Origin of the sequence: Pseudarthrobacter oxydans (assembly GCF_034258515.1) — a bacterium.
GTDB lineage: Bacteria > Actinomycetota > Actinomycetes > Actinomycetales > Micrococcaceae > Arthrobacter.
Window position 1 is genome coordinate 591,994 of sequence record NZ_CP139438.1, and the last position, 17,815, is coordinate 609,808.

Genomic DNA, 17,815 nt, shown 5'->3' on the forward strand with positions numbered 1-17,815 from the left:
GCAGCATGCCGAAACTAGCCCGTTCTACAGTGTGGACGGTACGCTAATCACAATCCACATTATGGACATCAAAGGAGTGAAATGAGCCAAATTCCCGTGCAGGGAGCCCAAGTGGTAAGCCGCATCGCCGGATTGCTGCGGCTGGTCGGTCGCAGCGCGGAGGGGATGTCCCTGGCCGCGCTGGTGCAGGAATCAGGCCTCACGAGGCCCACGGTCCACCGGCTCCTCTCCTCCCTGGCTTCCGAGGGGCTGCTCGACCACGATGCCGGAAGCGGCAACTGGGTTTTAGGGCCCGAGATCCTCCTGATGGGATCAGTGGCGTCGGCTAGGTTTCCGCTGGAGGACATCGCCAGGCCCAGCCTCCGCCGGCTTGCCGAAGCCACCGGCGAGAGTGCGTTCTTCTCCATCCGGCGTGGTTCCGAAACGGTGTGCCTGCTGCGTGAGGAAGGCAGCTTTCCGGTCCGGTCCTTCGTGCTGCACGAGGGCGTGCGGTTCCCCCTCGGCGTGGCCTCCGCGGGCACAGCAATCATGGCCTTCCTGCCCGAGGCCGAGCAGGAGGAGCTGTTCAGCCACTGGGTGGAACACGCCGGCAGTTTCGCCGCCGCCCACACGGAGGAACTGGTCCGGGCCAACCTTGCCCGGACCCGGCTGGCGGGCTACTCGGTGAATCCCGGGCTGGTCCTGGAAGGCAGCTGGGGCATGGGCGCGGCGGTGTTCGATCAGGCCGGCCGGCCCGCCTGGGCCCTCTCACTCACCGGAATCGAGCCGCGGTTCAAGCCCGACCGGCAGGAAGAACTGGGCGGCCTGCTGATGGCGGAGGCCCACCGGATCACGCAGCAGTTGGGCGGCGAGAAGGCCCGCCTGCCCCGCTGAGTCTCGCCTGCCTTCCAGGGCAAAGCACGACGCCGCACCGACCCTCTCGGTGCGGCGCGCCGTCGTGCCTCCCCTGATGGGGGGGAGGCTGCGGCGGGCTACAGCCCGGCCCGCGGCTCCTCCGGACCCTCGCTCTTCCACCAGGTGTCAAAGATGGTCACGGGGACCGTGCGCTTGTGCCGGGTGCGCAGGTACTTTTCTTCAATCGACTTGGCCACGGACTCGGGAACATCCCGGCCTTCCAGGTAGTCGTCGATCTGGTCATAGCTCAGGCCCAGCTCGTCCTCATCGGTGCGGCCCGGCCTGTCGTCCAGCAGGTCCGCGGTGGGCACCTTTTCCCATACTCGGGCCGGGGCGCCGAGCTCGGCCAGCAGGGCACGGTTCTGCCGCTTGTTCAGGCCGAACAGCGGCAGGATGTCCGCGCCGCCGTCGCCGTACTTGGTGAAGAAGCCCGTTACGGACTCGGCGCCGTGGTCCGTGCCAATGACCAGGTAATTGTGTTCTCCGGCAAGGGCGTACTGGGCGATCATGCGGGTCCGCGCCTTGGTGTTGCCCTTGTGGAAGTCGGAAATTTCCGTTCCAACGGTTTTTTCGAACTCATCCTCGAAACCGTCAACCGCCGCGGAGATGTTGAACGTCCACTCCGTCTTGGGCTTGATGAAGTCGAGGGCAGCCTGGGCGTCTTCCTCGTCATGCTGGACGCCGTAGGGCAGGCGAACCGCCACGAAGTTGGCTTCCACCCCCTCGGCCTCTAGCTCCTCGACTGCCAGCTGGGCCAGCTTGCCCGCCAGGGAAGAGTCCAGCCCCCCGGAAATGCCCAGAACGAAGCCCTTGGTATGGGTGGCCTTCAGGTAATCCTTCAGGAACGTGACGCGCTTGCGTACCTCCCCGGCAGGATCGATCCGGGGCTGTACGCCCATTTCTTTGATGATGCTGGCCTGGAGTTCGCGCATGGGGACCAGCCTAGCCAGCAGTGTCAACAACGCTCAAGCATCCACACCGGGCCGCCCCCACTAAACTGGAGTCCATGACTTCCCCCAGTGACACTGCAGTGGATACTGCAGCCGCCCGCGCCCGACTGCTGGAACTGATCAAGGAACTCGCCGTGGTCCGCGGCAAGGTGATCCTCTCCAGCGGAGCCGAGGCTGACTACTACATCGACCTGCGCCGCATCACGCTGCACCACGAGGCCTCCAAGCTGGTGGGCCAGGTGATGCTGGCCCTGGCGGACGACGCCGGGATCGACTTTGAGTGCGCCGGCGGACTCACCATGGGCGCGGACCCGGTGGGTACCGCGGTCATGCACGCTGCAGCGGACGCAGGTCGGACCGTCGACGCGTTTGTGGTCCGCAAGGCGCAGAAGTCCTATGGCATGGGCCGGCAGGTGGAGGGCCCGTCGGTTGAAGGGCGGAAAGTGCTGGTCCTGGAGGACACATCCACTACCGGCGGCTCGGCCCTGACGGCCGTGGAGGGCGTCCGGAAGGCTGGCGGCAACGTGGTGGCTGTGGCCGTCATCGTGGACCGTGATACGGGCGCTAAGGAAAAGATCGAAGCGGAAACCGGTGTGCCTTACCTGTTCGCCTTCGGCAAGGATGAGCTGGGGCTTTCCTAGCCTTTCCCGTTACGTTCGCCTCGCGGGCCGGCCTTGGGCCGCCCACGGTGTGGACCGGGCCGTGGGGCTGCTCTATCATTTGCGGTAACCCTCTATCCCGTACGGAGAACGTGCACCATGCTCCCCCCTGAACAGCCTTTGAGCACCACCGACCAGGTCCAGAACCTGATCCTGGAGAGTGCCGACTTCGAGGACTTCCTCAACGAGCTCGCCCGCTTTTCCGCGCACCAAATGGCCGGCGACGGCGACGACGCGCTCTGCGGCATCACGCTGCTCCGCGACCGCAAGGCTGCCACCATCGGCTGGAGCAGCGATTCGGCCCGGGAAGTGGACCAGATCCAGTATTCGCTCTCGCAGGGACCGTGCCTCACCGCCGCCCAGGAGGAGCGCGAAGTCCACGTTCCGGACCTGTTCGAGGAGAACCGCTGGGGCCCTGACTACGCAACAGCCGTGGCCTCCCACGGCCTCCGGTCCGTGCTGTCCCTGCCTTTCAACCTGCAGGGGGAAGCGAAGGCGGCCCTGAACCTGTACTCCGATGCCCCGCACAAGTTCGATGAGCGTGCCACTGCCAGGGCGCGTGAATTCACCCGGGAGATCTCCCAGGCGCTGCGGCTGGCCGTACGCTTCTCGCTTCACACCGACAGCGCGGCAAACCTCCGGGCCACCCTGGAGTCCCGCACCATCATCGACATCGCGATCGGCATTGTGATGGCCCAGAACAGGTGCAGCCAGGAGGCTGCAGTCGCCATCCTGACAGAGGCGTCCAGCAACACGAACACCAAGCTGAGGGACATTGCCAAGTCCTTGGTTGATTCGGTTGGCGGTGCCGGCACCCGGACCCACTTCCAGGAACCGGGGAAAGTCCAGGCGGACCAGAGCGCATAGCAGGCTCCCTTCCTTGTTACTGACGGGTTGTGCGGGGCTTCGGGGGAGGTTACGCTTACCGAGGTTGAGCCGTCGGCCATAGACACCTCTTTTGGAGTACCTATGGACCGCGCCCTAAATGCCTTTATTAACCTCGATGTCCCCGGCGACATTGTCCGGATCGGTGTCCGGGGAAGCCTGAATCAAGGCTCCCGGCCCGAACTTGCCCACATTATTCGACGGATCAGGCGGATGGGCATCCGCTCCCACATCCACGTTGACCTTTCCGGGGCTGAGCTGGTGGAGTCCGCCGCCCTCGCCGGCCTGCGGAGCGACCTGAATGCCATTGACACCGGTACGCTGCCTGGAATCTACGGCGACGGCGTTTCCCTGGATGTCTCCCGTGGCAGCGGGGATCGGGCCGGGGGCAACGATCCAGATGGACCCGAGCTTGCACTCATCGAAGGGCTGGCCGACGGGGGCGGGGACGCCGAGGACCTTGCCGAGGAGTTTCCGCTGGTGCCCGTCGGCCGCCTGGAAGAGTTGTGCGGCCGGCCCTTGGAAGAGTATTCGGAAGCGGAACTGCTGACCGCGAGTGACTCCATCTTTGCCCTGCTGGACAGCCCGAAGGCGTTCCCGGGTTCGGACCTGCTGGGCCGCTACAACGACATCGGAGAAGAGCTGCGGCGACGCCAGGAGGATTCCGGCGCAGCACTTCCAGCCTCGGAGGGGCAGGCGGCCAGCTGAGCGCCGCTGGCTGCATGGCGTCACTCAATGGTTACGGGCGCCGTCTTGCGGCGGTAACTTCAGGTGTGCCTACGGTAGAGGCGTGCCGTATGAGGGGGAGGTAAGTCCGCAGGACCGGCCCGGGGTTCCGGGGGCCCGGCTGCTGGCGGAAGGTGCTGCCCTCAAACAGTTTTCCCGGCGCGGGTTCCTGTCGGGAGCCGGTGCGTCGGGACTGCTCGCTGCGGACATGCTGCTGACCCGCCAGGTGCAGTCACAGCGCCGGACCAATAGGATCCTGCCCGTTGATGACGGCTTCGCCGATCTCTACTACCGCGATGCCAGTTGGTTCCTTTTTCCCGGCTATAAGACGAGCTGGGAAGAAGCCCAGTGGATCCTCAACTCCCTCCGCGGCGCGCTGAACAAGCGCGCACGGCTTGCCGCCGTCGGGTATTCCAACCAGGGCCTGGACATTGACGAGATCGTGATTGCGGTCATCGAACATGTCCGGGCGCAGAAGCTCACCAAGTTGTTCTTCTACGGCCACAGCTTCGGCGGGATGGTGGCCACCCAGGTGGCCGCGCGCCTGCGGGAGATCCATGGCGTGGAGGTGCAGTTCATCGTTCTCGATTCCAGCCCCTACAGCAAGCATGACGTCCTGGACCAGAGCTGGTTCGACGGCGTCGTGTTCCTTTATGAGCGCGGTTTCCGGTTCCCGTCCACCCTCCGCGGCGGCTACGAGCTGGGGGAGCGGGTCATCCATAAGGACGAACGGAGCTGGCGCCAGATCCTTGACCAGACCCTGGAACAGCTGTCGCCGATCGCCCCGTCCAGCGTGCTCATCCAGTCCGAGTCGGCGTACATCTACCACTTCGAGGGCAGCCGGTTCGCGGACAAACTGGGCGGCGCCAAGATGGCCTACATCGGCAACCCCAGCGACCGCACCGTCCGGTACCAGACGGCCGTGGAGGCCTGGGCCGTAGCTTTCAAGGCGAACATGGTGTCAAGCTCCCTGCAGACAGAGGGCGCCAGGCCGGCCCATGCGAGCCCGGGCTGGAACCCCGGCGTCTACCGGCCCATCCTGGAAGAACTGCTGGATGAGCACTTCCCGCTGCCGCGCGGCGGCTCCCGGGTGACGGTGTTCTAGATCTGGTTCTTCAGGTCCGCCACGGAGTTCAGGATCTGGTTCGGCCGGAAGGGGTAGGCAGCGATGTCGTCCTTGTGGGTGATGCCGCTGAGGACCAGGACGGTGTGGAGCCCCGCCTCCATGCCCGCGATGATGTCCGTGTCCATCCGGTCCCCGATCATGGCGGTGGTCTCGGAGTGGGCGTCGATCTGGTTCATCGCCGAACGGAACATCATGGGGTTCGGCTTGCCCACGATGTACGGCTCACGTCCGGTGGCCTTGGTGATCAGGGCCGCGATGGCTCCGGTGGCAGGCATGGGGCCGTCTTTGGAAGGGCCGGTTGCGTCCGGGTTGGTGGCGATGAACCGGGCGCCCGCGAGGATCAGGCGGATGGCCATGGTGATGGCTTCAAAAGAGTACGTGCGCGTCTCGCCGAGCACCACGAAGTCCGGGTTCTGGTCCGTGAGGATAAAGCCTGCCTCGTGCAGCGCCGTCGTCAGTCCTGCCTCGCCGATGGTGTAGGCGCGGTTTCCGGATTCCGAGCCCCGCACCTGGTCCTTGAGGAACTGCGCGGTGGCCAGGGCGGAGGTCCAGATGTTCTCCTCGGGGATTTCGAGGCCGGAGGAGCGCAGGCGCGCAGCAAGGTCGCGCGGGGTGAAGATGGAGTTATTGGTCAGCACCAGGAAGCGCTTGGAGGTGTCCACCCAGCGCTGGATAAGCTCAGCGGCGCCGGGGATCGGCTGGTTCTCGTGGACCAGCACGCCGTCCATGTCCGTCAGCCAGCATTCAATCTCCTGGCCGCTGCGGTATACCGCCGGTGATCCTTTGACCTTGTCCTCGTCTGCCATGCCTACCTCCGCGTGTGATGCCTGTGATGAAAGCCCGAAAGGTCCAGTCTAGTGTTGAGGGGTGAACCAAACGCCCGGCATGACGTCCGACCCCCAGCAGCCCGAACCTGAGGAGGCTGCCCCTGAAAAGGCGGAGGTCGGCGTCGGGCCCTGGGAAGGCGAACTGCCCGAAGGCGACCACTGGGACCCCGATCTCCTCGCCGACGGCGACCGCCGCAACGTCCTGGACAAGTACCGCTACTGGAAGCACGAGGCGATTGTGGCGGAGCTGGACTCCAGGCGCCACAACTTCCACGTCGCCATCGAGAACTGGCAGCACGACCTCAACATCGGCACCGTGGTGCGGACGGCCAACGCGTTCCTCGCCAAGGAAGTGCACATCATCGGACGACGCCGGTGGAACCGGCGGGGCGCCATGGTCACCGACCGCTACCAGCACGTCCGGCACCACCCCACTGTGCCGGACTTCGTGGCCTGGGCGCAGGGGGAGGGGCTGGCGATTATCGGGATCGACATTTTCCCGGACTCCGTGCCGCTGGAGACGTATGAATTGCCCAGGGACTGCGTCCTGGTGTTCGGCCAGGAAGGACCCGGGCTGACGCCGGAGGTCCACGAGGCTGCCGTGGCCACCCTGTCCATCGAGCAGTTCGGCTCCACCCGGTCCATCAACGCAGCCTCTGCCGCGGCCATCGCCATGCACGCCTGGGTGCGCCGGCACGTGTTCAACCAGCACGTGTAGCTTGCGCCGGGCTTGCGGGTTTGGGATGCGGGCGTAACCGGGAGCACAGGCTGCACGGAAATGACTAGGATGGTGCTAGCCGTAAGCGGTACTCCAGGGTTACCAACCCAAAGACGAACCTCAGCATAGGAGTCAGCATGCCCATTGCAACCCCAGAGATCTACTCCGAGATGATCGACCGCGCAAAGGCGGGCGGCTTCGCATTCCCGGCCGTGAACGTGACGTCCTCGCAGACGCTGAACGCCGCCCTCCGCGGCTTCGCCGAAGCTGAGTCCGACGGCATCGTCCAGGTTTCCACCGGCGGTGCGGCTTACTGGTCCGGCGCGTCCACCAAGGACATGGTTGCCGGTTCGCTGGGCTTCGCGGCATTCGCCCGCGAAGTGGCGAAGAACTACGGCGTGAACATCGCGCTGCACACCGACCACTGCCCGAAGGACAAGCTGGACGGCTTTGTCCTGCCCCTGCTGGCCGCTTCCGAGGCTGAGGTCAAGGCCGGCCGTAACCCGCTGTTCAACTCGCACATGTGGGACGGCTCCGCCGAGACCCTGCAGGAGAACCTGCGCATCGCCCGCGAGCTGCTGGAGCGAACTGCTGCCGCCAAGATGATCCTCGAGGTGGAGATCGGCACCGTGGGCGGCGAAGAGGACGGTGTTGAGAACGAGATCAACGAAAAGCTCTACACCACCGTCGAGGACGCCCTGGCTACCGTTGAGGCATTGGGTGCCGGCGAGAACGGCCGCTACATCACCGCACTGACCTTCGGCAACGTCCACGGCGTCTACAAGCCCGGCGGCGTCAAGCTCCGCCCGGAGATCCTCAAGGACATCCAGGCCCAGGTGGGCGCCAAGATCGGCAAGGACAACCCGTTCGACCTCGTCTTCCACGGCGGTTCCGGCTCTTCGGACCAGGAAATCGCGGACGCCGTCTCCTACGGCACCATCAAGATGAACATCGACACCGACACCCAGTACGCCTACACGCGTCCCGTGGCACACCACATGTTCAAGAACTACGACGGCGTCCTGAAGGTTGACGGCGAAGTGGGCAACAAGAAGACCTACGATCCCCGCGTCTGGGGCGCAGCCGCCGAGGCAGGACTGGCGGCCCGCGTTGTGGAAGCCACCAAGCAGCTCGGTTCCGCCGGAAAGACCTTCTAGGAATGTCCGATGAGTTCCGTAGGAACCTGATGGGCCCCGAGCCCACGCTCCTGCCTGCCGAGACTGAGGTCTACCAGCAGCTCGAAGCGGGCCAGGAAGCCCTGGACCTGGTGGCCAAGCACCCCACATCCTCGCTGTTGTGGGCAGTGCTGGCGGAAGAGGCCTGGGCAGAAGGACGGACCATCGATTCCTACGCCTACTCGCGCGTGGGCTACCACCGCGGCCTGGACTCGCTGCGCCGCAACGGCTGGCGTGGCGTCGGTCCCATTCCCTGGGAGCACGAACCCAACCGGGGTTTCCTGCGGGCACTGTACTCGCTCGGCCGCGCCTCGGCTGCGATTGGCGAAGCGGAGGAGCCGGAACGGATCGAGAAGTTCCTCAACGATTCCGACCCGGCGGCCAAGGCGGCCATCGAAGGCAAGTAACCCGCGTTTATTAAAGCGCGACGGCGGGCGGTCACCTTTTCGAGAAAAGTGGCCGCCCGCCGTCGTTCGGCTTAAGGGTCCGGAGCCGGATTAGCTTGCCTTTTGCAGCCCTGTCCGCGCCATCGCGTCCGCGTAGGCGACCCGCATGTCCTCGAGGTACTCCTCCTGGCGGGCAGGTGAACCGGCGAAGGCGCGGCCGCTGAGGGAGCGCACCTTGTACGTCTTCAGGCCGCGGCGCCAGAGCAGTGGGACTTCGGTTTTCAGGAGCAGGTTGGCCAGGCGGTTGGCTTCCGTGCCGTGGGCAACGATGACCGACGCGCGGGGAACCACCGCCAGGAACTTCAGCAGCGGCTTAAGGCCTGCCGAGATCTGGTCCGGGGTGAATTTGCCGTTCGCCTCGCCCGGGATGTGCCACGGGTGGACGTTCCACGGCATCACGAACTCGGGACGCAGGCCCAGCTTCCACTGGATACCCAGCATCCGGGTGGCGGCGTCCTCGTCCCCGGGGGTGATGAAACCGGACTTGTCTGCCTCGCCGATGTTCGAGTACAGGCTGATGATGCGGCACTCGTCCACATCGTGCATGGGATCGACGTAGGGCACCACGGTGCCGGGCTTGGCATCCTGCAGGGAATCGCACAGTTCGTTGACGGCAGCAACGTTGGGTTCGTAGCGGCGGCTCAGGAGTTGCTCATGGAAGGATTCGGGTGCCAGGGCTGTCATGAAGTGCTTGATCTCCTGCGGGGATTGATGGTGCTTCCGCCGGCGAAAATGGGCGCACGGTGGCACAGCTCATCAACGGCGGTTAATTGGGGTGGGCCGATTCCTGGTCGGCCTTTACCAGTTTAGCAAGCCCAGGCAAACGAAACGCCGGTCGCTTCGAGCCAATACTCATTGGCAGTTGGCCAAAGCCGCCCGGGATGGCTCCGGACGCCGTTCTTTTCGGAACGTAATAACTGCCTGCAGGATCCAGTCACATCCATTGACAGGATTCATCCAGGTTGGTTGGCTTTTGTCACAGCCCGTGATGGGGGACATGGCGGGCTGGTCGCACTCCACCTGCACCGGAAGAGGTACCGCACCGTGAGAAATACCCTGGCAACTTTCAGGACCCTGGCAGTATCGGGAGCCCTGGCCCTGGCGGCACTAGCTGCGCCCGCACCCGCGCTCGCCGTCGGAGAGGGCCCCAACTATGACGGCAACGGCCAGATCACCACATCGAAGCTTGCCACCTACGACCAGATGGTCTCGTTCCTCAAAGACCAGGACGCCCGCCAGTCCGCCATGGAGCTGGAAGTCATCGGCCAAACGGTGAAAGGCCGGGACATCCACCTGGTCAAGTACATTTCGGACCCGGCCAAGCCCACCATCCTCTACCTGACGCAGCAGCACGGCAACGAGCAGCTCACCACCGAAGGTGCGCTGGAGTTTGTCAAGCACCTTGGCACCGGCAAATCGCAGGATGTCCTGGACGGAGTGAACATCCTCATCGTGCCCATGCTGAACGCGGACGGCGCCATGGGCGATGTGAACTTCCCGCTGGACGACTACCTGGCCAAGGGCGACCGGAACATGACCCGCTACAACGCGGAGGAGGTTGACCTCAACCGGGACCACGTGGCCAAGGTCCAGCCTGAGACCCAGGCGCTGCACAACAACGTGATGCGCAAGTACAACGTGGACTACATGATCGACCTGCACCACCAGGGCACCCGCAGCCAGCGGGACGGTGAACTGGTGTCGGGGTCCATCCTGTACCCCACCACCCCCAACGCTGATCCGGCCGTGGTGGAAAAGTCCAAGCAGCTGGGCGCCGTGGTGTTCCACAACGTTGATTCCACCGGCTGGGGCCACCTGGGCAAGTACGTGGGCGGCAGCGCTGAAACCATCAGCCGCAACGGCATCGCAGTGGAATACGGGATCGCAACACTCCTGTTCGAGATGCGCGGCATGTCCGACCACTACCTGGACGGCTACGCCCTGGGGCTCCGGAGCAACGGCTACCTGATCAAGCAGACCGTGACCACGCTGACCGCCACCGCCGCTGCCATTGCTGACGGTTCAATTGCCGACGCCGACACCTCCTTCTGGGACAGCCTCGCCACCCAGGCCTCCCGCCCGGGAGAAGAAGCAGACGACGAGTAGCAGCCCACGCTGACAGTCCGCCGCGGTCCTTACGCAGGAGCCTTTTACCCTGCAGGAAGGACCGCGGCGGCCAACGAGTGGACAAAGTCCCTCATCGGCTAAACTTGGGTGGTAAGAGCCCCGGAACTCTTGCGTCGCTGCACCGCCCCGCGGACCAGCGAAGGCCGGTACGTTCGGGGCATTCTCATGAACGGCGCTGCGCAGGACCGCCACTCAGTGGCCAACCGGGCAGCCCGAACGAATGGGGGAGGATCCCATGCCAGCAATTGTGATCGTAGGAGCCCAGTGGGGCGACGAAGGAAAAGGCAAGGCCACCGATCTCCTGGGCGGCCGTGTTGACTACGTCGTCAAGCCAAACGGCGGCAACAACGCCGGGCACACCGTCGTCGTAGGCGGTGAAAAGTACGAACTCAAGCTGCTGCCGGCAGGCATTCTCAGCCCCAACGCTGTCCCCATCATCGGTAATGGCTGCGTGGTCAACCTCGAGGCCCTCTTCCAGGAAATTGACGGCCTGCAGGCCCGCGGGGCCGATACCTCCAAGCTCCGCGTCTCGGCCAACGCCCACCTGGTGGCCCCGTACCACCAGGTGCTGGACAAGGTCACCGAACGCTTCCTCGGCAGTCGTGCCATCGGCACCACCGGCCGCGGCATTGGCCCGGCCTATATGGACAAGGTGGCCCGCCTGGGCATCCGCGTGCAGGACGTCTTCGACGAGTCCATCCTCCGCCAGAAGGTGGAAGGGTCGCTGCGCCAAAAGAATGAACTCCTGGTCAAGGTCTACAACCGCCGCGGCGTGGTGGTGGACGAGATCGTGGAGTACTTCCTGTCCTTCGCCGAACGGCTCCGCCCGCTGGTCATCGACAGCACGCTGGTCCTGAATTCGGCCTTGGACGAGGGCAAGGTTGTCCTGATGGAAGGCGGCCAGGCGACGTTCCTGGACGTGGACCACGGGACGTACCCGTTCGTCACCTCCTCCAACCCCACGGCAGGAGGCGCCTCCGTTGGCTCGGGCATCGGGCCTACCCGCATCTCCCGCTCCATCGGCATCATCAAGGCGTACACCACCCGCGTTGGCGCCGGCCCGTTCCCCACGGAACTCTTTGACGAGATGGGCATGTACCTGCAGAAGACGGGCGGCGAGTTCGGCGTCAACACCGGCCGTCCCCGCCGCTGCGGCTGGTACGACGCCGTCCTGGCCCGCCACGCCTCCCGCGTCAACGGCTTCACGGACTACTTTGTCACCAAGCTGGACGTGCTCACAGGCATCGAGCAGATCCCTGTGTGCGTGGCCTACGACGTGGACGGCGTCCGGCACGATGAAATGCCCATGACGCAGACCGAATTCCACCACGCCAAGCCCATCTTCGAGTACTTCGAGGGCTGGACCGAGGACATCACCGGCGCCCGTACGTTGGCTGACCTGCCGGAAAACGCGCGTAACTATGTGCTCGCCCTTGAGAAGCTGTCCGGCACGCGCTTCTCCGCAATCGGCGTGGGACCGGACCGGGACCAGACCATCGTGGTGAACGACCTCATCAACGACTGACCGGGGCAGGAATTACGACGGCGGCGGGCCACCCACACGGGTGCCCGCCGCTTTTGTTTTTCCAAAAGTCCGCCAATTTACACAGGGTTTACGCGGTAGCTCTTGTGGGGCGGGGCACCTGGACGACAGACTTATCAGCACCACGTGATGCGATCACCAATTCGTTCGACCAAACCCGCGGGCACAGGCGCAGCGATGTGCATGGACCGGTTCGTGACAAAGACGTCGCTGGACAGGATCCCGCAAACCGGGAGGATTTATCATGGCCGGAAAGTTCGAAGCTTTTGTTGACTCAGAGTTGTTTTTCAGGTTCAGGCTTCTGGCCCCGGATGGAACGGTGATGGCCGTATCCGGGCCCTTTGAGGACAAGTCCGCCCTCGCGGCCGGAATCTCCGCCGTCCGCGAATGCGCGGGCACCGGACTGGTCACCGATCTTTGCCCTGCCGGGGCGGTCACCAGGCCCGCCCCCGCCGCGGCGCCGGCACCGGTCCCCGCAAAGCCGCAGCCCGACTGCGAAGACCAGCGTGTCCCGGCCAGGACGCACCCTTTTGCCATCGTTCAGGGGTCCCGCCGGCAGGCAAACCCGCCGCGCTGGACCACGGCAGCAGCCCGCTGAACCTGCAGCCGGGCCGCCGTCGAAAAAAGTTCCAAAAGTTTTTTCGGAAACGCGTAACCCTTCCGCCCTTCCGGGCGATTACCTCTATGTAGCGCCGGTCTGGAACTTGTCCCCCATCACGTTCCAGGCCGGCTCTTTCACTTTCCGAGGGCAGGGGCAGCTGCCTTGTGGGACCGGCGGAGTACGCGTGGCGGTCCCGGACGGTGATTACTGAGGGGTAAAGTTGTGCGGGGAACCGGGCCTTACGCAGGCCGGACAGCTTCTCCGCTCACACGAACCCCTTTTTGACTGAAAGCACTACGTCCGTGACTGATGCCCTGACAGACGAGGACCTGCGGGACGGGCCCGCCGGGGCAGCCGTCTTCAGCCTTGTCTACCGGACGTATGCATCCCAGGTCCTGGGCTACCTGACAGCCCGGGGAGTCGAAGATCCGGAGGCGGCCATGCAGGAAGTGTTCCTTTCCATCCTGCCGCGCCTCGACTCTGTGCACGGGGGAGCCGCAGGACTCCGCACATTCATTTTTTCGGTGGCCCACGCCAGGATGGTGGACGACCACCGGCGCCAAAGCCGGATGCCCGCCAAACTGCCGTTTGAGCCGGAGCTGGACCAGCGGGAAGATTCGTCGGCTGAATCAGAAGCCCTTGAGCGTATTTCGCCGCAGGAAGTCCTTGGACTGCTTGATTCCTTGCCGCAGGACCAGCGCGACGTACTGTCCCTCCGCCTTGTGGCCGGACTTACTGTCGAGCAGGCAGCGGACGCCATGGGCAGGAGCGAGGGGTCCGTGAAGCAGCTCCAGCGCCGGGCGCTCCTCAAGCTGCGGGACCTTGCGGAAGTGAAGGAGTACCTGAAGCCATGAAACCACAAGCGCGTCACCTCGCCGCCGTTGCGGAGGAGATGCTCCTCGACGCAGGCCTGGCACAGGACGCGGAACTTCGCCGCGCGCTCCTCGCCATAGGCCAGTTGGCGGACCTGCCTGTGCCGGTTCCATCGGGACGGCTGGCAGCGCTGCTGGGCGCCCCCGTTCATGCGGCACTGGATGATGCCCCCGACCGGCGCCGGGATGACACAGCGGACGGCCCGGGTGACGAGCTCGGCAGGCGCCGCCGGCTCCGTTCACACCGTCCGACGATCGTCGGGTTGGCGCTCGTGGCTGGAATGGGCATGGGTGTGGGTACTGTTGCGGCCAGCCCGGCCGGCTCCGCCCCTGCCGGCAGCCTCTCGATACAGCAGATGCTCAAGGACTGGGCGCCGTCCTGGACCATCCGCACGCCCCAGGCCACCACCTCAGGGTTCCTGCAGAAGGGCAATCACGATGACGGCACCGACGTCCCTGCGCAGCGTGACGCCGGGCTGGCCGGCAACGAAGCCCCGCTGGCCGAGGATTCTCCGCTGGCCCTGCAGTCACAGCGATCCGGGCAGGTTTCCTCGCCTCAATCGCCCGGGCAGGTCCGGAACGGTTCGGGGGTACCTTCCGGCGTTAACGGACCGGGCCTGGCGAAGAAGGAACCGGGGAAGAACGGCGGCGAGGCCGCTCAAAACGGCGGGTCAGATGCTGCTTCGCCGGACAGGGCGGACCCGGGCACCGCACCGGATGCAGGCGAAGAAGAATCCGGGCGCGGGGTTGGCCCTGCATCCGGAATTCTTGCCGAGTCCGGCCAGCTGGCAGCAGCACAGCGAGGCGCTGATTCCACTGTCGCAAAGGTCCTGCCGGGGGCCAAGTGGCTGGAAAAGTTCATTCGCTAAGCGGTCCCTGGTTGGCGGGGTGTTGGCCTTACCGCCTGCTTCTCCGCGTAGGCTGGGCCCATGGGCCACACTAACGATCCCGCAGTCATTGAACGCCTGATGCGCACCAAAGGGCGCTGGGCCATCGTTGGCCTCAGCACCAACGAGTGGCGGGCCGCCTTCGATACCGCGCTGTTCATCAGGGACCGCCTGGGCATGGAAATCATCCCGGTCAACCTCCCCGGAGACGCCGTCCACGGCGAAACCGGGTACCGCAGCCTCCTGGACATTCCGGCGTCAAAGCAGCCCATCGACGTCGTCGACTGCTTTGTTAACTCCCAAAAGGTGGGGGCCGTGGTGGACCAGGCGATCGCGGTGGGAGCAAAAGCAGTGTGGATGCAGCTGGGCGTCATCGACGAGGCTGCGGCGGAGCGGGCCAAGGCGGCGGGACTGGACGTCGTGATGGACAGCTGCCCGGCCCAGCAGGCCTGGAAGTTCAACCTCTGACAGGGGAAACTTTCAGCCCTTCATGAACTCCGGATAGTGCCGCTCGGTGACGTCCGGGTGCGCGCGCATCCTGCCCTTGAGCATATTGAGGCCGAATGACGAAAGCAGGGGATTGGCCGGATCATCGGTGATTCCCCTCGCTGCCGCCTTCAGCTCTGGTGGCAGCGGGACAGGATCGATCACGGCATCAAGCCGCGGCGACCAGAAAAAGGGCACGGAATAGCGGTCCACCCCTGGCGGAGGAGCCTGCACGCGATGGATGGTGGCCGCCAGATACCCTTCCGTGGCCACCTCCAGCATCTCGCCAAGGTTCACCACCAACGCTCCGGGTACCGGCTCCACAGGAACCCATTCGGTGGCTCCGGGCGGCAGGACCTCCAACCCGCCCACGCCGTCCTGGAGCAGCAGGGTGACGAACCCGTAGTCGGCGTGCGAGCCCACGCCCTGGTCGCCGGCGGCCTCCACCACTCCTCCCACGTAGTGCACCAGCTTGCCCATCCATGCCGGCGACCCCTGGAACGGCTCGTCGAAGTAGTCCTCCGGAAGCTGCAGGGAAACGGCGATCGCCCTGAGCAGTTCCATCCCCACACGGGACATCAATTCCGCCCACGCCATGGCGGCGGGCCGGAGTTCGGGAAAGGATTCGTCAGGCCAGAGGTTGGGGCCCTGCAGGAGCCAGTACGGCTGGTCCACCGGATACTCCGCTACCGGCGTCCGTTCGGGCGAGTAGTCGATCTGCTCCCGGGCGTCAGCCTTTCCCTGGGTCACTTCGGTGCCCATCCGCGTGTAGCCGCGGAAATGTGGCGAAAGCCGGTTGTCCAGCTTCATGCGTTCTTCCAGCGGCAAGTCAAAGAACCGCCTGATGACGTCCAGGAGGTGTTCAGCCTGCCCGCTGGCCGCGCCGTAGCCGGTGATCTGGAAGAAGCCCACGTTATGGGTGGCATAACGCAGCTGCTCGATGAAGTCCGGGTGGAATGACCCGTCGGCCTGCCGCGCCGTCGCCAGGTCCAGAACAGGTATGGCCCCCTGATCGTGTGACATCTTCGCAGACTAGCACCGGACGCGATGGCTTTATAGGCTTCCTCCATGGACCCGGACGCTCTGAGGAAAATCTGCCTCTCCTTCCCCGGCGCGTACGAGGATTATCCGTTCGGGCCTGAGACCGCCGTCTTCAAAGTCCGCGCCGATGTTGCCGGCAACGGCCGGAACGGGGGCAAGGTTTTCGCGCTCTCCTCAATGGACACGAAGGACGGGTACGTGAACCTCAAGTGCGAGCCGGGCCTGGCGGTTCAGCTCCGCGCCGCGCACCCTGAAATTAACGGGGCCTGGCACATGAACAAGACCCACTGGAACGGGGTGCAGCTGGACGGGGCATTGCCGGACGGCATGATCAGGGACATGGTGGAGGACTCCTATGACCTGGTGGTGGCAGGCCTCACCAGGAAGCAGCAGGAACAGCTGGGCTGGGCCCGCCTGGACGGCGCGGATGGGCAGTAAGGGCGGGGCGGCCGGAGCGCTCAACTATCCCGGCATCGGAAGCACGGAGCAGGGCACCGCGCCTGCGGGCTACCCCGCCGTGCTGAAGGAGGTCAGGGTGGGCACGGGCCTTGCCGTGTACCGGCGCATTGCGGACGGCATCCTGGGCTGGGAGCTGCAGCGGAGGGCAGGGCTCCGCGTCCGTGCCGATTCCCCCGTGGCGGTGCCCGGGGCGCGGGTGGTGAGCGGCTTCGGCGCCGGGCCCTTCCGGCTGGACGCGCCATGCCAGGTGGTGTGGGTCCGGGCACCGGCCGGGGAGGACATGCCGCAGTCCGCCGGATTCGGGTACGGAACGCTGCCCGGGCATCCGGCAAGGGGCGAGGAATCCTTCGAGGTGGAAATCAGCGCCCGCGGGGAGGTGTTTCTGCGGATCCGGGCGTTCAGCAAACCTGCCAACTGGTTCTACGCGGCCGGCGGCATCGTCACGCGGGCGGCGCAGCGCTATGTCACGTCCCGGTACATTGAAGGGGCACGCACTCTCGCCGCGGAAGGAACACCAACGTGATCTTCATTGTCGTTAAGTTCAAGGTCAAGCCTGAATGGTCCGGGCGGTGGCTCGACCTGGTTGCCGACTTTACCCAAGCCACCAGGGAGGAGCCGGGCAACCTGTGGTTCGACTGGTCCCGCAGCGTGGAGGACCCCAACGAGTTCGTCCTGGTGGAGGCCTTCAAGGACGACGCCGCCGGAGACCACGTCAACAGCCCGCACTTCAAGCAGGCCATGGCGGACATGCCCCAGGCGCTTGCCGAAACACCCCGGATCATCAGCCGCCAGCTCGACGGCGAGGGCTGGGACCAGATGGGCGAGCTCGCCATCTAACCTCCATCGATTGCTCCGTACCTGCCGTTCTGGCACTCCTAAACGGCAGGTACGGAGCACTCGATAGCATGAAGGCATGTGGATCGGCTGGATCGAATTCGACATCCTCCTGGGCGACGTCCAAAGCCTTAAGGAAAAGCGCTCCGTGATCAGGCCGCTGCTCGCCGAGATCAGGAGGCGTTTCGACGTCTCGGTTGCCGAGGTGGGTGATCACGACCAGTACCGGCGCTCCCAGGTGGGCGTCGGCCTGGTGGCAGCAGACCGCGCCCACCTCATTGAGGTGCTGGACGCCGTCGAACGCTTCGTGGCAGCCCGGCCCGAGCTGGAACTGCTCAGTGCCCGGCAGCGTGACCACCACAGCGAGGACTAACCCCATCGACTGCTGAGTACCTGTCGTTTTCACGCGCGAAAACGACAGGTACTCAGCAGTCGATGAGGGGTGTGGATAACTTCTGCGGCCTGTCCCCGATTCTGGTCTCATGGACCGATGAAGACGCCCCGCCCGTTGCCGGACGAACTCCGGACCGGCCCCTTCACCCTTGCAGATGCGGCGCTC

Annotated in this window: 22 protein-coding genes; 18 read left to right on the plus strand and 4 right to left on the minus strand. The window is 65.1% G+C overall.

From position 1 onward, the window contains the following. Nucleotides 1-81 precede the first annotated feature (81 nt). On the plus strand, nucleotides 82-873 hold the full coding sequence (locus tag SMD14_RS02755) for an IclR family transcriptional regulator (protein ID WP_321215233.1): 792 nt from the start codon (nucleotides 82-84) through the stop codon (nucleotides 871-873). Between the two features lie 98 nt (nucleotides 874-971). Here SMD14_RS02755 and nadE read toward each other — a convergent pair whose 3' ends face one another. Then, on the minus strand, nucleotides 972-1,826 hold the full coding sequence (gene nadE, locus SMD14_RS02760) for an ammonia-dependent NAD(+) synthetase (protein ID WP_321215234.1): 855 nt from the start codon (nucleotides 1,824-1,826) through the stop codon (nucleotides 972-974). A gap of 74 nt (nucleotides 1,827-1,900) precedes the next feature. Between nadE and pyrE the strand changes: the two genes are divergently transcribed. From pyrE to SMD14_RS02780, 4 genes are all read left to right on the plus strand, one after another. Beyond that, the gene (gene pyrE / locus SMD14_RS02765; RefSeq protein WP_157239391.1) at nucleotides 1,901-2,485 is read left to right on the plus strand and encodes an orotate phosphoribosyltransferase; all 585 of its coding nucleotides are present in this window, start codon (nucleotides 1,901-1,903) and stop codon (nucleotides 2,483-2,485) included. Nucleotides 2,486-2,602: 117 nt separating this feature from the next. Beyond that, nucleotides 2,603-3,370: a GAF and ANTAR domain-containing protein gene (locus tag SMD14_RS02770; RefSeq protein ID WP_157239389.1), complete on the plus strand. Its 768-nt coding sequence runs from the start codon at nucleotides 2,603-2,605 to the stop codon at nucleotides 3,368-3,370. 102 nt (nucleotides 3,371-3,472) lie between these two features. Next, nucleotides 3,473-4,096: a hypothetical protein gene (locus tag SMD14_RS02775; protein WP_321215235.1), complete on the plus strand. Its 624-nt coding sequence runs from the start codon at nucleotides 3,473-3,475 to the stop codon at nucleotides 4,094-4,096. Nucleotides 4,097-4,178: 82 nt separating this feature from the next. Then, nucleotides 4,179-5,219, plus strand: a complete 1,041-nt coding sequence (locus SMD14_RS02780; RefSeq protein ID WP_321215236.1) for an alpha/beta fold hydrolase — start codon at nucleotides 4,179-4,181, stop codon at nucleotides 5,217-5,219. Here the strand turns inward: SMD14_RS02780 and SMD14_RS02785 are convergent. Then, on the minus strand, nucleotides 5,216-6,046 hold the full coding sequence (locus SMD14_RS02785) for an HAD-IIA family hydrolase (protein WP_157239385.1): 831 nt from the start codon (nucleotides 6,044-6,046) through the stop codon (nucleotides 5,216-5,218). The genes SMD14_RS02780 and SMD14_RS02785 overlap by 4 nt on opposite strands. Nucleotides 6,047-6,125: 79 nt before the next feature. Between SMD14_RS02785 and SMD14_RS02790 the strand changes: the two genes are divergently transcribed. The 3 genes from SMD14_RS02790 to SMD14_RS02800 all read left to right on the plus strand — a co-directional run bounded on the left by SMD14_RS02790 (nucleotide 6,126) and on the right by SMD14_RS02800 (nucleotide 8,367). After that, the gene (locus SMD14_RS02790; protein WP_321216335.1) at nucleotides 6,126-6,785 is read left to right on the plus strand and encodes a TrmH family RNA methyltransferase; all 660 of its coding nucleotides are present in this window, start codon (nucleotides 6,126-6,128) and stop codon (nucleotides 6,783-6,785) included. Nucleotides 6,786-6,922: 137 nt separating this feature from the next. Next, a complete protein-coding gene (fbaA, locus tag SMD14_RS02795; protein WP_321215237.1) occupies nucleotides 6,923-7,942 on the plus strand; it encodes a class II fructose-bisphosphate aldolase in 1,020 nt (339 codons plus the stop codon). A 2-nt stretch (nucleotides 7,943-7,944) separates the two neighbouring features. Beyond that, nucleotides 7,945-8,367: a DUF3151 domain-containing protein gene (locus SMD14_RS02800; RefSeq protein WP_321215238.1), complete on the plus strand. Its 423-nt coding sequence runs from the start codon at nucleotides 7,945-7,947 to the stop codon at nucleotides 8,365-8,367. Nucleotides 8,368-8,457: 90 nt separating this feature from the next. Here SMD14_RS02800 and SMD14_RS02805 read toward each other — a convergent pair whose 3' ends face one another. Then, on the minus strand, nucleotides 8,458-9,090 hold the full coding sequence (locus tag SMD14_RS02805; RefSeq protein WP_157239380.1) for a uracil-DNA glycosylase: 633 nt from the start codon (nucleotides 9,088-9,090) through the stop codon (nucleotides 8,458-8,460). A gap of 360 nt (nucleotides 9,091-9,450) precedes the next feature. Between SMD14_RS02805 and SMD14_RS02810 the strand changes: the two genes are divergently transcribed. The 6 genes from SMD14_RS02810 (at nucleotide 9,451) to SMD14_RS02835 (ending at nucleotide 14,904) form a co-directional block, all read left to right on the plus strand. Beyond that, on the plus strand, nucleotides 9,451-10,512 hold the full coding sequence (locus tag SMD14_RS02810) for a M14 family zinc carboxypeptidase (RefSeq protein ID WP_321215239.1): 1,062 nt from the start codon (nucleotides 9,451-9,453) through the stop codon (nucleotides 10,510-10,512). A gap of 256 nt (nucleotides 10,513-10,768) precedes the next feature. Beyond that, nucleotides 10,769-12,058: an adenylosuccinate synthase gene (locus SMD14_RS02815; RefSeq protein WP_157239378.1), complete on the plus strand. Its 1,290-nt coding sequence runs from the start codon at nucleotides 10,769-10,771 to the stop codon at nucleotides 12,056-12,058. Nucleotides 12,059-12,398: 340 nt separating this feature from the next. Continuing rightward, nucleotides 12,399-12,674, plus strand: coding sequence for a hypothetical protein (locus SMD14_RS02820; RefSeq protein ID WP_321215240.1), 276 nt, complete (start codon nucleotides 12,399-12,401; stop codon nucleotides 12,672-12,674). A 305-nt stretch (nucleotides 12,675-12,979) separates the two neighbouring features. After that, nucleotides 12,980-13,531, plus strand: a complete 552-nt coding sequence (locus SMD14_RS02825; RefSeq protein ID WP_321216336.1) for a sigma-70 family RNA polymerase sigma factor — start codon at nucleotides 12,980-12,982, stop codon at nucleotides 13,529-13,531. Then, nucleotides 13,528-14,418 carry a hypothetical protein gene (locus SMD14_RS02830; protein WP_321215241.1) on the plus strand — a complete coding sequence of 297 codons (891 nt, stop codon included), beginning with the start codon at nucleotides 13,528-13,530 and terminating at the stop codon, nucleotides 14,416-14,418. Before SMD14_RS02825 ends, SMD14_RS02830 begins: the two co-directional genes overlap by 4 nt. A 60-nt stretch (nucleotides 14,419-14,478) precedes the next feature. Beyond that, nucleotides 14,479-14,904, plus strand: coding sequence for a CoA-binding protein (locus tag SMD14_RS02835; protein ID WP_157239357.1), 426 nt, complete (start codon nucleotides 14,479-14,481; stop codon nucleotides 14,902-14,904). A 12-nt stretch (nucleotides 14,905-14,916) separates the two neighbouring features. Here the strand turns inward: SMD14_RS02835 and SMD14_RS02840 are convergent, their stop codons facing one another. Beyond that, nucleotides 14,917-15,945, minus strand: coding sequence for a 2-oxoglutarate and iron-dependent oxygenase domain-containing protein (locus SMD14_RS02840; protein WP_321215242.1), 1,029 nt, complete (start codon nucleotides 15,943-15,945; stop codon nucleotides 14,917-14,919). Between the two features lie 45 nt (nucleotides 15,946-15,990). On the opposite strand from SMD14_RS02840, the gene SMD14_RS02845 reads away from it, so the two are divergent. From SMD14_RS02845 to SMD14_RS02860, 4 genes are all read left to right on the plus strand, one after another. Further along, complete coding sequence (locus tag SMD14_RS02845; RefSeq protein WP_157239354.1) at nucleotides 15,991-16,401, plus strand: MmcQ/YjbR family DNA-binding protein; 411 nt, start codon at nucleotides 15,991-15,993, stop codon at nucleotides 16,399-16,401. After that, complete coding sequence (locus SMD14_RS02850; protein WP_321215243.1) at nucleotides 16,391-16,945, plus strand: DUF1990 domain-containing protein; 555 nt, start codon at nucleotides 16,391-16,393, stop codon at nucleotides 16,943-16,945. The genes SMD14_RS02845 and SMD14_RS02850 overlap by 11 nt, the downstream gene beginning before the upstream one ends. Then, the gene (locus tag SMD14_RS02855) at nucleotides 16,942-17,259 is read left to right on the plus strand and encodes a putative quinol monooxygenase (RefSeq protein ID WP_321215244.1); all 318 of its coding nucleotides are present in this window, start codon (nucleotides 16,942-16,944) and stop codon (nucleotides 17,257-17,259) included. Before SMD14_RS02850 ends, SMD14_RS02855 begins: the two co-directional genes overlap by 4 nt. 76 nt (nucleotides 17,260-17,335) lie before the next feature. Beyond that, nucleotides 17,336-17,629 carry a DUF503 domain-containing protein gene (locus SMD14_RS02860; protein ID WP_321215245.1) on the plus strand — a complete coding sequence of 98 codons (294 nt, stop codon included), beginning with the start codon at nucleotides 17,336-17,338 and terminating at the stop codon, nucleotides 17,627-17,629. The last annotated feature ends 186 nt before the right edge of the window (nucleotides 17,630-17,815 follow it).

What these genes read in the sequence shown, in the direction of transcription:
- SMD14_RS02775 (WP_321215235.1), top strand. Translation starts at nt 3,473, where the DNA reads ATGGACCGCGCCCTAAATGCCTTTATTAACCTCGATGTCCCCGGCGAC.
- SMD14_RS02860 (WP_321215245.1), top strand. Translation starts at nt 17,336, where the DNA reads ATGTGGATCGGCTGGATCGAATTCGACATCCTCCTGGGCGACGTCCAA.
- SMD14_RS02790 (WP_321216335.1), top strand. Translation starts at nt 6,126, where the DNA reads ATGACGTCCGACCCCCAGCAGCCCGAACCTGAGGAGGCTGCCCCTGAA.
- SMD14_RS02845 (WP_157239354.1), top strand. Translation starts at nt 15,991, where the DNA reads ATGGACCCGGACGCTCTGAGGAAAATCTGCCTCTCCTTCCCCGGCGCG.
- SMD14_RS02820 (WP_321215240.1), top strand. Translation starts at nt 12,399, where the DNA reads ATGGCCGTATCCGGGCCCTTTGAGGACAAGTCCGCCCTCGCGGCCGGA.
- SMD14_RS02835 (WP_157239357.1), top strand. Translation starts at nt 14,479, where the DNA reads ATGGGCCACACTAACGATCCCGCAGTCATTGAACGCCTGATGCGCACC.
- fbaA (WP_321215237.1), top strand. Translation starts at nt 6,923, where the DNA reads ATGCCCATTGCAACCCCAGAGATCTACTCCGAGATGATCGACCGCGCA.
- SMD14_RS02770 (WP_157239389.1), top strand. Translation starts at nt 2,603, where the DNA reads ATGCTCCCCCCTGAACAGCCTTTGAGCACCACCGACCAGGTCCAGAAC.
- SMD14_RS02800 (WP_321215238.1), top strand. Translation starts at nt 7,945, where the DNA reads ATGTCCGATGAGTTCCGTAGGAACCTGATGGGCCCCGAGCCCACGCTC.
- nadE (WP_321215234.1), bottom strand. Translation starts at nt 1,826, where the DNA reads ATGCGCGAACTCCAGGCCAGCATCATCAAAGAAATGGGCGTACAGCCC.
- SMD14_RS02805 (WP_157239380.1), bottom strand. Translation starts at nt 9,090, where the DNA reads ATGACAGCCCTGGCACCCGAATCCTTCCATGAGCAACTCCTGAGCCGC.
- SMD14_RS02830 (WP_321215241.1), top strand. Translation starts at nt 13,528, where the DNA reads ATGAAACCACAAGCGCGTCACCTCGCCGCCGTTGCGGAGGAGATGCTC.
- SMD14_RS02840 (WP_321215242.1), bottom strand. Translation starts at nt 15,945, where the DNA reads ATGTCACACGATCAGGGGGCCATACCTGTTCTGGACCTGGCGACGGCG.
- SMD14_RS02785 (WP_157239385.1), bottom strand. Translation starts at nt 6,046, where the DNA reads ATGGCAGACGAGGACAAGGTCAAAGGATCACCGGCGGTATACCGCAGC.
- pyrE (WP_157239391.1), top strand. Translation starts at nt 1,901, where the DNA reads ATGACTTCCCCCAGTGACACTGCAGTGGATACTGCAGCCGCCCGCGCC.
- SMD14_RS02815 (WP_157239378.1), top strand. Translation starts at nt 10,769, where the DNA reads ATGCCAGCAATTGTGATCGTAGGAGCCCAGTGGGGCGACGAAGGAAAA.
- SMD14_RS02755 (WP_321215233.1), top strand. Translation starts at nt 82, where the DNA reads ATGAGCCAAATTCCCGTGCAGGGAGCCCAAGTGGTAAGCCGCATCGCC.
- SMD14_RS02850 (WP_321215243.1), top strand. Translation starts at nt 16,391, where the DNA reads ATGGGCAGTAAGGGCGGGGCGGCCGGAGCGCTCAACTATCCCGGCATC.